General features: G+C 65.5%; 11 protein-coding genes. 2 read left to right on the top strand and 9 right to left on the bottom strand.

What is annotated here, in order from left to right:
• The coding region (locus VGI62_RS17805) for an HAD-IA family hydrolase (RefSeq protein WP_331505885.1) at nt 1-2588 on the bottom strand (2588 nt) is incomplete at its 3' end.
• Between the two features lie 358 nt (nt 2589-2946).
• Here VGI62_RS17805 and VGI62_RS17800 point away from each other — a divergent pair.
• Together VGI62_RS17800 and VGI62_RS17795 are read left to right on the top strand one after the other, a co-directional pair.
• A complete protein-coding gene (locus tag VGI62_RS17800; protein ID WP_331505884.1) occupies nt 2947-3201 on the top strand; it encodes a type II toxin-antitoxin system prevent-host-death family antitoxin in 255 nt (84 codons plus the stop codon).
• A complete protein-coding gene (locus VGI62_RS17795) occupies nt 3198-3464 on the top strand; it encodes a Txe/YoeB family addiction module toxin (RefSeq protein WP_331505883.1) in 267 nt (88 codons plus the stop codon). Before VGI62_RS17800 ends, VGI62_RS17795 begins: the two co-directional genes overlap by 4 nt.
• A 206-nt stretch (nt 3465-3670) precedes the next feature.
• Here the strand turns inward: VGI62_RS17795 and cyoD are convergent, their stop codons facing one another.
• From cyoD to VGI62_RS17755, 8 genes are all read right to left on the bottom strand, one after another.
• The gene (gene cyoD, locus VGI62_RS17790) at nt 3671-4084 is read right to left on the bottom strand and encodes a cytochrome o ubiquinol oxidase subunit IV (RefSeq protein WP_331505881.1); all 414 of its coding nucleotides are present in this window, start codon (nt 4082-4084) and stop codon (nt 3671-3673) included.
• On the bottom strand, nt 4081-4776 hold the full coding sequence (locus tag VGI62_RS17785) for a cytochrome (ubi)quinol oxidase subunit III (RefSeq protein ID WP_331505880.1): 696 nt from the start codon (nt 4774-4776) through the stop codon (nt 4081-4083). The genes cyoD and VGI62_RS17785 overlap by 4 nt, the downstream gene beginning before the upstream one ends.
• Nucleotides 4773-6785, bottom strand: coding sequence for a cbb3-type cytochrome c oxidase subunit I (locus tag VGI62_RS17780; protein ID WP_331505879.1), 2013 nt, complete (start codon nt 6783-6785; stop codon nt 4773-4775). Before VGI62_RS17780 ends, VGI62_RS17785 begins: the two co-directional genes overlap by 4 nt.
• A gap of 3 nt (nt 6786-6788) precedes the next feature.
• The gene (gene cyoA, locus VGI62_RS17775) at nt 6789-7724 is read right to left on the bottom strand and encodes a ubiquinol oxidase subunit II (protein ID WP_331505878.1); all 936 of its coding nucleotides are present in this window, start codon (nt 7722-7724) and stop codon (nt 6789-6791) included.
• A 152-nt stretch (nt 7725-7876) separates the two neighbouring features.
• Complete coding sequence (locus VGI62_RS17770) at nt 7877-8362, bottom strand: phosphate-starvation-inducible PsiE family protein (RefSeq protein ID WP_331505877.1); 486 nt, start codon at nt 8360-8362, stop codon at nt 7877-7879.
• A gap of 205 nt (nt 8363-8567) precedes the next feature.
• Nucleotides 8568-9809 carry a hypothetical protein gene (locus tag VGI62_RS17765; protein ID WP_331505876.1) on the bottom strand — a complete coding sequence of 414 codons (1242 nt, stop codon included), beginning with the start codon at nt 9807-9809 and terminating at the stop codon, nt 8568-8570.
• 34 nt (nt 9810-9843) lie between these two features.
• The gene (locus VGI62_RS17760) at nt 9844-10500 is read right to left on the bottom strand and encodes a methylamine utilization protein (RefSeq protein WP_331505875.1); all 657 of its coding nucleotides are present in this window, start codon (nt 10498-10500) and stop codon (nt 9844-9846) included.
• A partial coding sequence (locus tag VGI62_RS17755) for an ATP-binding protein (RefSeq protein WP_331505874.1) occupies nt 10484-12313 on the bottom strand: 1830 nt, incomplete at its 5' end. The genes VGI62_RS17755 and VGI62_RS17760, both read right to left, overlap by 17 nt.

The following is a 12313-nucleotide window of genomic DNA, read 5'->3' as shown; positions in this document are numbered from 1 at the left end:
GGCTCGTAATACCGGAAATTCGTCTCGGCCATCGCGCCGGAGAATTCCTCGGGCAAGAGCGCGATGAGGGCCACGACGTCGGCCTGCTTGACGACCTGCGAAGCCTGCGTGCGTTCGCGACCGATCAGCACGTCGACGGGGACGGTCCGCGGGCCCAGGCTGGCCAGATCGAGCGGCTCCAGCGAATGGAAGCCCGCGAACTGCTCGTAGAGGCCCGTTTTCGGATCGAGGCCGGTGACCATCCGATCCACCGCGTCACGCCAGTCTGCGACCTCCTCATCGCTGATCGCCAGCTTCTGTCTGAGCGCCGCCGAACGCTCGGGCCAACGGGTAGACAATACCTCGAGCGCCTCGAGTCCGCGGGCGATGTTCCATCTCGCCATCACGTTGGTGAAGGCGTTGTCGTCCACGTCCTCATGGTATTCGTCGGGACCGATGACGTGGCGGATGTGGCGCTTGCCGTCAGCTTCGGGCACGGCTCGCGAGGCCCAGAACCGCGCGGTCTCCAGGACGATCTCCGCCCCGGCTGAAAGGAAGAACCCGTCGTCGCCGGAGGCGCTCCAGTATCGCCAGACCGCGTGCGCGATATCGGCGCTGACGTGCTGCTCCATCACCCCGCAGAGGATTTGGATCTGCTCGCCGTTTGCGCCGACCACATGCTCGGGTGTCGTTTCCCTGCCCGTGTCCGCGGATTCCCAGGCGTAGAGCGCGCCCTTGAAGCCAGAGCGAGCGGCCTTGGCTCGCGCGGCCGGCAAGGTGTGGAAGCGATACATGAGCAGCGCTCGCGCCGCCTCCGGCCAGACCGCGGTATAGAAGGGGAGCAGGTAAATCTCGGTGTCCCAGAAGACGTGCCCGAGGTAGGCATCTCCCGTGAGCGCCCGCGCGCCAACCGAGACGCGGTCGTCCTCGGGGTTGGCGGCGCTGGTCAGGTGGTAGACCGCAAAGCGGACCGCACGTTGCAGGTCGTCGTCGCCATCGATGACGACGTCACTCACAGCCCACCGGTCACGCCAGGCGGCTTCATGGGCGGCGGCGACGGAGCGCCAACCCTGCGCGCGACTTCGTCCCAGAGCTGCTCGCGCGGCGGGGGATGGATCCTCCCCAGGCGCATCGGATCGGGCCACGCCCACCAGCCGGTGGAATTCCACCGGCTGCCCGGCGACGGATCGCCAGCGCCAGGCCCAGCGCAGGGGGAACGGGTGTTCAGGCGCGAGCATCTCGCCGCCGAGGCTTAGCTGAGCGTCCGCGGCCATGGCCACGCCCTTGCGGGTGCCCTCGGTGCGCCAGGCGCCGATATCCTGTTCCAGCCGTGTTGGTTCCATCCCCAGGCCGGAGAGTTCGAAGCTGGCCTCCAGGCAAATGTCCAGGCCGTCGCGGTCTACGGCGAAGCGAAGGAACTGGAGCGCAGCGGCACGGTCGGCCAACGACAACAGGCGAAGCTCGCCGCCCGTGACGCTTATCCCGGCCGAGGTTCGCTGGGACCATTGCGACATCAACTCGCCGCGGCGCATGTCGAGGCGCCGGACGCCGGAGAGCAGCTCGCCTTCGCGCGCCAGGATAACCTCCCCGTCCAGCAGGACGCGGATTCTCGACCAGTCGGCGACCGGAACGAGCGCGGGCACCGGCGGCTCCATGTTGGGGACGTCGAACAAGCCGGCGACGTAGCAGCGCGGCCATGACGCCCAGCGCATGTAGCCAAGCCAGCTCACCCACGTCGGACCACGGCTGATCGGGCGGGCCGCACGCATCCCCATGAAGCCGTTCCCGATGGAGAAGCGCGACTCGACGATGTTCTCGGTCAGCACGCTGTAGCCGTGGTGGCTAAGGACCCAGTTGGGCTCCTTGGTCGGCTCCAGGAGCTCGTGGGTGGGGGGAAGTTCTTCGAGGGGCAAGGCGCGCAGAGCACCGGCGCGAACTGCAGCGACGTCCACATGGTCGAGGTCGGTCACCACCAGATCAGCGCCGGCCCCGTTCAGCAGCGCCTCGTCTCCCAGGCGCGCGATGCCGAGCGCAGCCATGCCGCCTGCCTTGGCGGCCTCGACGCCTGCGGGCGCGTCCTCGACCACCAGGCATTGCTCAGGGGGAATGCCCAGCTCCTCGGCGGCCAGCAGGAAGAGCGCCGGATCCGGCTTGCCGCGCGGCACGTCTCGGCCGCTCAGGTCCGCGGCGAAGATGGATAGCAGCTCGCGCCCGTCTGGGAGCTTCAGGTGCCGCAGCATGGCGTCGGCGTTCTTCGATGAGGACGCGAGCGCAAGTCGGAGCCCCGCAGCATGTAGGGCCGCGGCCAGTCGGACGGCATCGGGGAAAGCCTCGAAGCTGCCCTCTTTGATGAGCCGGTCGACCAGCGCCTGCTTGACGGTCGCATAATCGGCTGCGCGGTCGGCCGCATTCGGCACGCCCAGCTTCTCAAGAGCGGCTCGCGCGCCGGCCATGCGCGGCTTGCCGGCCACATGGGCCTGGTAGAACCCGGTCGTGAAGCGCGCCGGATCGGCGAGGCCGACCAGCGCCTCGCGCCATGCGCGCTCATGAGGGGAAGCGACGAGGACGCCGTCCACGTCGAAGATCGCAGCAGACAGGGTCAGCGTCATGGCTGGGCATCCGGGGTGGGAAGAAGGCCGTGACGGAGACGCGACCTGCGCGGATAGGGCGTGGTCGAGGCTCCAAATTGCGGGCAGCGGAACCTGGGCGTCATCGTCGCCATCTTCGTGGACCCATGCGCAGGCACTCTAGGCCGGGGGGGCGCCAAGCTGAATCAGGCAAAACCCCCGATCAGGTTGGCGCGATCACCGCGGGTCCGCCGTCGAGAGGGATCAATTGAGCCGGCGCCCTCCGGCACCGATGCCGAAATGCTGCGCCTCGAAGCCTGGGGGAACGGAGTCTCACTCTTCATTTTGCTTGCATATGTACAAATTTCTGTACATATAAGGGAGAGCCATGGAGGTTTGCATGGATGTCCTTACGTTTACGGCCACCCGGCAGAATTTGAAGGACGTGATGGATCGTGTGGTCGAGGACCACACCCCCATCGTCGTAACCCGCCAGAAAGCGGAATCCGTCGTAATGGTGTCTCTATCGGACTGGAACGCTCTGGAAGAAACGGCGCGCTTGATCTCGTCGCCCAAAAACGCGGCGCGATTGAGGGAAGCGATTTCACAACTCGATGCCGGAGAAGGCACTGAGCGAGAGCCTATCGACCCGTGAAGCTGCTCTGGTCCGACAATGCCTGGGAGGACTACCTCTACCGGCGACAATCGGACCCCAACGTTTTCGAGCGGCTCAACAATCTCATCAATGAGTGCCGCCGCGACCCGTTCAAGGGTACTGGGAAACCGGAACCCTTGAAGGAAAGCCTTCGCGGATGGTGGTCGCGCCGTATCAATACGACGGACCGGCTCGTGTATCGGATATCAGGCAAGGCGCCTGATCAGGTTCTGGAAATCGCGCAGTGTCGGTTCCACTACTAACCGAATCTGACGCCATGCCATGAGACGTTGGCATTCATCGATCAGGAAACTCACCTGACGTTCCGCCGCAGCCTTTGGCGGCGTGCGGCTCAACATCGCGAGTTCAAGGCGATCCGCATTCCTATCGCCCGTTAAGGCCGCCACCAGCCCCCGCGTCGCGCAAGCGGGACGCTAAGCAGGTTTGGGTCGCCCCTTGAACGCGCGCCTTAGGGTTGCATCCGCATGAGCTGGTCCATCGGCATCATGTTCTGGTTCATGTTAGCCATGATCCAGATGGAGCCGACGACGATCAGGAACACCACGAGGATGCCGAAGGCGAGCGCCAAGACGTTGTTGGTGTTATCCGGGCCCGTGGTGACGTGCAGGAAGAAGACCAGATGCACGCCCATCTGGGCGACGCCCAACACGAGCAGGGCGTCCGGAACAGCCGGCCCATAAATCAGGTGCGAGCGCGCCGCGAGGAAGGCGGCGACGGTGAGAATAAGGGAGAAGATGAGGCCCAGGTTCGAGTTCAGGACCCAGTGGCCGGCGCTCTCCTCCGGCGCATCTCCGGGTGCGTGGTCTTCCCGATGATCGAGTTCGCCGCCGAAGAGGTGCGGGTCAGTCTCGAAGTGGCTCATGAGATGCCCCCGATCAGGTAGACGATCGTGAAGATGGCGATCCAGACGATGTCCAGCGCATGCCAGAAGAGGTTGAAGCAGATCAGCCTGTGCACGGTTTCCGGACGGAAACCCTTCACCTGGACCTGGGCCATCATCGTCGCCAGCCAGAGCCCGGCTACGGTGACATGCAAGCCGTGCAGTCCGACGAGCCCGAAGAAGGCGCTGAGGAAGCCGCTGCGCTGCGGGGTGATGCCTTGGGCGGCCAGCGAGATGAACTCCTGCAGCTCCATGGCCACGAAAGCCAGGCCGAGCAGGCCGGTGATGAGCAGGAAGACCTGGGTCCAGAGCCGGCTCCTTGCGTTCGTGGCCGCAAAGGAAAGACCGCAGGTGTAACTGGACAGGAGAAGCGCGCCGGTCTGCAACGCGACCCGCGGTATCTCGACGATATCATGGGCGCGCGGTCCGCCGGCGGTCGCCCCTTGCATCACCGCGTAGGCCGCGAAGAAGCAGGAGAACATCACGATGTCGCTCAGCAGGAAGATCCAGAAGCCGTAACCCACAATGATCCGCTTGCTCGCAGGCCCGGTCTCGCCGTGCCCTGCGCCCTCGACCGGACCTTCGCTTCCATGGCTGCGGTGGCCCAACCGGTGCGGATCTTCGCGAACGCGTCGAAGGGTTTCGACGGTGGCGGGGAGCCCGGTTTCACTCAAGGCAGCACCCCCTGCTGAGCGATGCGCTCCATGAGGGCTTCGCGAGCCGCACGCCGGGCCCGGTCAACGCTCGCCACCTCATCCACGGGCACGTGGAATTCGTGCACGTCACGCCAGGCGAAGACGACAAACCCGACGAAGGCGGCCGCCAGGCCAAGGCCTGCCAGCCACCAGATCTGCCAGATGAGCGCAAAGCCGGTGACGGTGGCGAAGAAGGCCGTATAGAACCCGACCGGGCTGTTCACCGGCATCTCGATCGGCGTGTACGTCGGCTCCGGAGACAGCTGCTGGGTCTCGATGGCCCGAAGCTTGATCCCCCAGTAGGCCTCCTCCCCCTCGACGTTCGGCATGACGGCGAAGTTGAAGAAGGGTGGCGGCGACGGCGTGGCCCACTCCAGGGAACGGCCGTCCCAGGGGTCGCCTGTCATGTCGCGCAGTTCGTCGCGCTTGATGATGCTCACGACGAGCATGATGACCTGGCAGATGACGCCCACGACCAGAACGCCGACGCCGAGCAGCGAGAGGTCCAGCATGGGCCGCCACTCCTCCACATTCACGTGCTGGAGCCGGCGGGTCATGCCCTGCATCCCCAGGATGTAGAGGGGGGTGAAGGTGATCCAGAAGCCGAAGAAGGCGAACCAGAACGCGGCCTTTCCCCAGCCTTCGTGCAGGCGGAAGCCGAAGGCTTTCGGGAACCAGTAATCAAGGCCGGCGAACAGCGCGAACACCACGCCGCCCACGATCACATTGTGGAAGTGGGCGACGAGGAACATGGAATTGTGGACCAGGAAGTCGGCCGGGGGCACGGCGAGCAGCACACCGGTCATGCCGCCGATGACGAAGGTGAAGATGAAGCCAAGCGACCACAGCATGGGCACTGAAAAGCGTACGCGGCCGCCGTACATGGTGAAGATCCAGTTGTAGATCTTCACCCCTGTTCCCACAGCGATGATGCTCGTGGAGATGCCGAAGGCGGTGTTGACGGCCGGCCCCGAGCCCATGGTGAAGAAGTGGTGCAGCCAGGTCATCATGGCCACGATGCAGATGAAGAGGGTGGCCGCAACCATCGAGCGGTAGCCGAAAAGCGGCTTGCCGGAGAAGGTCGAGAAGACCTCCGAGAAGATGCCGAAGGCGGGCAGCACCAGGATATAGACCTCCGGGTGGCCCCAGGCCCAGATCAGGTTCATGAACATCATCGGGTTTCCGCCCGCGGTGTTCGTGAAGAAATGGAACCCGAAATACCGATCCAGACTCAGCATAGCCAATGTGGCTGTCAGTATCGGGAAAACGGCCACAATGAGCAGACTGGAGGCTAGCGCCGTCCAGCAGAACATCGGCATGCGGAAATAACTCATGCCGGGACATCGCATCTTCAAGACTGTCGTGACGAAGTTTATCCCGGTCATCAGCGTTCCGATGCCGGATATCTGCACGGCCCATAGGTAGTAGTCGACGCCGACCCCCGGAGAATATGTGGCCTCGCTAAGCGGCGGGTAAGGCAGCCACCCGGTGCGGGCGAACTCTCCGACGAACAGCGAGACGTTGACCAGCAGCGCGCCTGAGGCGGTGAGCCAGAAGCTGACGGAGTTCAGCGTCGGGAAGGCCACGTCGCGCACCCCCAACTGCAGCGGCGTCACGAAGTTCATGAAGCCGATCACCAGCGGCATCGCGGCGAAGAAGATCATGATCGTGCCGTGGGCCGAGAAGATCTGGTTGTAGTGCTCGACCGGCAGGTAGCCCGGGGCGTTAATGGCGACCGCCTGCTGGGTGCGCATCATGATGGCGTCGGCGAACCCGCGGACCAGCATCACCGAGCCCAGGAGGCAGTACATGATGCCGATGCGCTTATGGTCGACCGTAGTGATCCACTCGCGCCACAGGTAGGGCCACCAGCCCTTCGCCGTCACAAGGCCGAGAACGCCCAGGATGACGAGGATCAGCACCACTGAGGTGATCAGCGGGATGGGCTGGTCGAAGGGAATGGCCGACCACCTGAGCTTGCCGAACATGGCCTAGCGTCCCTCCCCTGCGCCCTCGCGCCCCGTTCGCGAGGAGGTCTCCGATCCAGGTCCGGGGCCAGGGGCTATTTTCTGGGTTGTGATGGCCTGAAAGAGCTGCGGATCGACGCTGCGATAGGTGAAGGGCGTCACCCTCCGGCTCTGCACAGCCAGACCGGAGTAGGCCTGCGTGTCCAGCATGGGACCGGCGCTTCGGACCGCATCGGCCCAGGCCGCAAACTCGGCCGGCATGACGCTCTTCACCTGGAACTGCATGTCCGAGAAGCCGTCGCCGCTGAAATGGGCAGACTGGCCAAAGAGCACCGCAGGCCGGTCCGCCTGCAGGTTGAGCTGCGAGACCATGCCGGGCATGGCGTAGATCATCGAGCCCAGCTGCGGGACAAAGAAGACGTTGAAGACGCTCGCTGCGGTGATCGAGAAGCGCACGGGCACGCCCGCGGGCACGACGAGCTGGTTGACGGTGGCGATGCCCTGCTGGGGGTAGATGAACAGCCACTTCCAGTCGAGGGAGACGACCTGCACCTCCAGCGGCGGCGTTTTCGACGGCAGGGGCCTGAAGGGATCGAGCCTGTAGGATCCGATCCAGATCAGGCCGCCGATGAACAGGATGGTCAGGATCGGGATCGACCAGACGACGGCTTCGATCCGCCCTGAATAGGACCAGTAAGGCAGGTATTCCGCCTTGGTGTTGGATGCGCGGTAGCGCCAGGCCATCCAGAAGGCGAGCAGGATCGTCGGAATGACGATCGCGAGCATGATCAGCAGCGCATCGATGAAGATCTTGCCGGCGGCCGCGCCCACCGGGCCAACCGGATCCAGGACGCCCCGCGCGCAACCCGAGAGCGCAAGCGAAAGCGCCAGGACAGAAAGGCCCGCCCCGACCCCACGCGCCACCTTATGCGGGGCGTTCTGCCGCAATGGTCCAGGCATAAGCACCCGTCCCCAGCCCGTTGGTCCAACGCCCCACCCGAAGGAGCGTTCCAGCAGGCCTCTTGCCTCGAACATCGCCTCATCGAAGAAACGGCGGCTGCCAAGGCGGCCCGTCGACGCCACAGGCGCCGCTCCCGATGACGGGTTGGAATTCACGCGCCGGCGTCTTCAGGATGCGCGCCGGGTTGCCGGACCAGCACGTAACTGATCGCCAGGGCCAGGATCAGCGCCGCCGCTCCGACCAGAACGGGGCCTGACGTGTGCTCAAGGTCGATCAGCATCACGTGCCGCGCAATGGCGATGATCGCCACAATGATGATGATCTCGACCTGAAATCTCGCCGCGGAGAAGAAACTCCTCAGGCTCTTGAGCAGCTCAAGGCCCAACATGAGCAGGAGCACACCGGCAAAGATCTGCTCCACGCCGACCTGCAACTCCGCAATCGTGTCGATCGAATTCAGGGAGGAGCGGATGCGTTCGAAGAACACGCTGTAGAGCAACCCGGTCGCCAGCATGACAGAGACGATCACCAGGAGACCGGCGGCCGTGGTGACGATCACCTCGCTGGCGTGAACCATCCGCTCGGCCGCCGTTCCGACACGGTGCATTCCGGAACTGCGATCCAAGGCCCCGCTCATCCGAGCATCCCCAGCGGACGTGGAAGTAGACACCACTCCAACAGAGCTTCAGGATTGCCGCGTTCGCCACGAGTGGGCATCCGGTCCAACCCTAGGGTCTGACCCGGGCGGCAATCGGCTCAAATTGGGCCAGGGCGGTCGTGTTCACGCCGGCACGCTATGTGTTGGTCGCTGTTCGGCTTTGGATCAGGTCCCGCGCAGGCCGCTAGAAGTGCAGCCGGACCGCGCTTTGCAACACGGTTTCGGCCCGCGTCGGGGCGTCACCGGCCAGGAGGCGGCCTGGGCGACGGCTTTCGATCTGCTGCGCCTCCACGAAGAGGTCGACCCACGCCGTGATCGGCTGGCGCCAGCCCGCCGTCAGCGCCCAGCCGCCCTCATCGGCTGCGGCCAGCTTGGCTTGGGTATTGTCCTTTGTCTGGAAACCGTCGATCCGCAGGCTTGCAGCTCCCGGACCCAGGTCGTGGGTCGCCATGAGATAGGCGGAGCTGAATCCGACGTCGACCCAGGTCTCAGGCCGCGGATAGCCCATCCAGGTGCGGCCGCTCAGGGCCTGTGCGCGGATCTTCGTCTCGGGGTCTGGCGTCCATAGCACCGAGAGCTCCGAGAACCGCGTCTGCCAGGCCCATTGCAGGTCCTGCTCGCTCACGCGATCGCCGCGATTGTCGTAGTGGAAGACCTGTACAGTGACCGGCGCGGGCGGGCGCCACTCCAGGCGTCCATAGAAACCTGGCCGCCCATCGATCTCCCTGAAGGGATAGGTCCCGTCATCCTGTCGGGGCGTGATGAAGGGCGTCAGCGGTGGCAGGCCGAACTCAGTCCGGACGCCTGTCCTTACGCCATGCAGGGCCCAGCCGCGGAAGCTGATCAGGGTGCCGGAGGTGTCGTTCCAGCCGAAAACGGCGGCGCTCGCCACGACCTCGCTATCTCCAAAACGCCGCTGGTAGGTGGCCTCGAGGCCGCCAACCTTAACCTCCTCGCCGATCCAGCTGTTCAGGGCCGAAGCGCTCAAGAGGTCCGTTGTCGTCCAGCCGACCCCGCCGTTCTCGAGCGAGACCGGCGGATAAAAATAGCCCAGCCGCACCGAAAACCCACCCAGCTGGCTCGGCGGCGCCTTCAGCTTGAGGTAGGCCTCGTCCAGATCGAGCTTGGGATCAGTGTCGGCCTGCCACTGAGCGCTGATCACCGCGCTGACGGCGAAGCTGAAACTTGGCCGCCACTCAACCACGGCCTGGCTGAGCCCGGCGCTGTCGCGCCAGCCACCCTCGCCGCCGCCGGGAACCGCAGCCTTGCCAAAGCCGCCGTCGATCCAGCTGCGCTCGCCTTCCGCGCCGGCCAGGCGGACCTCGGCGAGCCCATGGATCGTGTCGCGTCCGAAGATGCCGTCCTGGGCCCGCGCCGCATCGGCCGTTCCGAGGATGGCGAGCGCCATCGCCCCGCCGGTCCCCATCAGCCCTACCCAAGGTGAACGCCAGGCCTGCAGCTCAGTAATTCCCATGCCGCATGGGTGCGGGCTTCAGGTCGACGGTAACGGTGAAGGTGGATCCCCCTGCCGAGGCGGTCACGTCGCGGACGAGGTCGTGCCCGTCGCGGAGATAGGGATGCCACACGGCCAGCTTCGCCGGGCCGGCCGGAACGCCGTGAATGAGCGCCTCGCCGTGAACGTCGGTCTTCGCGGCATAGGGGGTGTCCACGACGCGGATGAACCCGCTCATGTCGTCGTGGATGTTGCAGCCGAGGGAAACGACGCCCAGCCGGTCAAAGCGTACGCGCCGGGTGTCGTCATGGCCGTAGAGCTTCAGCTCGAAGGTCTTCGCCGGCGAGAAGGAATAGACGTGGTGCTTGAACGGGTCGTGGTTGGGAAACGAGACCTCGGAGCCTACCGGCACAATCAATACGAACGGCCGAAACTGCATGTCCCGCTGCTCCACGACCATCGGCCATGGGAAATGGATCGGACCGGCCTCCCCCCCGCCTGGACGACGCACCAGGACGACCGCGTCACTGACCGGTTGGCCGCGCGCACTGACCACGAGCACCTTGAGGTCAGCGGCCCTCGCCCTTGCGCCCAGGCCTAAGGTCAGGACGGCGGCGAGCAGCGCCACGCGAAGAGCGCCGATCGTCTTAAGCCGTCGCCGCATCATCGGAGACCTCCACGCCCGCGGGCTCTGAAAGCGCAAGCTCGATCGTGGCGAAGAGCGCTTCGGCCTGAATTGGCTTTGCGACCACCCCGTCCATTCCGGCCGCGAGGTACTCTTCCACCTGATGGCTCATGACATTGGCCGAGAGCGCCAGGATCGGCGTCCGCGCGCCCCGCTCGGCGCCGCGGATGGCGCGGGTCGCCTCCACGCCGTTCATGTTCGGCATCTGGATATCCATCAGGACGAGATCAAAGGCCGCTTCGGAGAGGGCGATGACGGCTTCGCGGCCGTCGACGGCGAAGGTCAGGTCAACGCCTGCCGGCTCCAGCAGGGCCGCCAGGATCATGCGGTTGGTTTCGTTATCTTCGGCGGCCAGGATCCTGAGCGGGGGCAAGCCCGTCGCGGGATTTTGGGCCACCGCCTCAGACGGAGCTGTCACCGCTTCGAGCGGCAGGTCGAAGGCGAAGATCGAGCCGCGCCCAAGCTTGCTCTCGACCGTGAGCGTTCCGCCCATCAGGCCTACGAGCTCACGGCTGATGGCGAGCCCGAGACCGGTGCCGCCAAAGCGGCGCGTCGCCGAGCCATCGACCTGGGAGAACCGGTCGAAGATCTCGGCCAGCCGGTCCTCGGGAATCCCCATGCCGGTGTCGGAGATCTCGAAGCGCAGCGCCTCGGGCCCGACGCTCACGGCCAGGCGGACACGCCCGGTTTCAGTGAACTTCACTGCGTTCGACAGAAGGTTCGACAGCACCTGGCGCAGGCGTAGCGGATCGCCGCGCCGCCAGCCCGCGGCCTGCGGCTCGATCTCGACGTCGAAGGCGAGGCCTTTGTGCCTGGCGAGCGTCGCGAAGGGCGCAGCCGTCAGTTGCACGGCTTGCTCCAGCTCGAAGTCCTGGACCTCGATCTCCAACTGGCCCGCCTCGATCTTCGAGAGGTCCAGGATGCTGTTCAGGATCGCCAGCAGGCTCTCGCCGGACTCGCGAATGATCTTCAGTCGATCGGCCTGCACCTCGTTCTTGATCTCAAGCGCCAGGACCTGGGTCATGCCCAGCACCCCGTTCAAGGGCGTGCGGATCTCATGGCTCATATTGGCCAGGAACTCGCTCTTCGCCCGGTTTGCGGCTTCGGCCTGATCGCGGGCAAGTTCGAGCGCGGCTTCGCGGTGGGTGATCCCCTCGGCCATTCGGTTGAAGCTAAGGCCCAGGGCCGCGATCTCATCGCAGCCTTCGATCGTCACCGCGCCATGCTCGCCGCGTTCGAGGCGCTCGGCGGCGGCGCTAAGACCGGCGATAGGTTGGGTGACCTGGCGCGCGACCAACCAGGCCCCTGCAGCCAAAAGTCCAAGTCCCGCGCCCCCGAAAAGCACCACCAGCGCGAGCAGCCCCTGGTAAGGGGCAAGCGCCTCGGCGAGCGGATAGCGCAAGAGCAACGCGGTGTGGGCGTGACCGATCGTGCGCAACGGGCGCACGATCTCGATCCATGGGCCGATCCTGCGCGCCGCCGGACGCGTCGTTGGATCCAACTGGATGATGCGCGCGGCGTGGTCCCGCTCTTCTTGCGACAGCGCACCGCCCCTCAGCCAGCGCCCATCGGGAGTCTGGACCAGCAGCTCAGCATGAAAGGCGATCGGCGAGAGCCGCACGAGGGCCGCCAGTTCCTGCTGATCGAGCGGCGAGGCGAAAACGACTTCGCCGATGGGGAGCGGCGCAAGAACCGGCGCCGAAATCGCCTGGTGGGGGCCGGCTGAAAACAGGAGCACGCCGGCGGTTGGGTCATCTGACCGCGTCTCTCGCCGCCAGGTCTCGGCCGCAGC

Origin of the sequence: Phenylobacterium sp. (assembly GCF_036495085.1) — a bacterium.
Lineage (GTDB): Bacteria > Pseudomonadota > Alphaproteobacteria > Caulobacterales > Caulobacteraceae > Phenylobacterium.
This window is presented reverse-complemented; position numbering and strand designations above follow the sequence as displayed.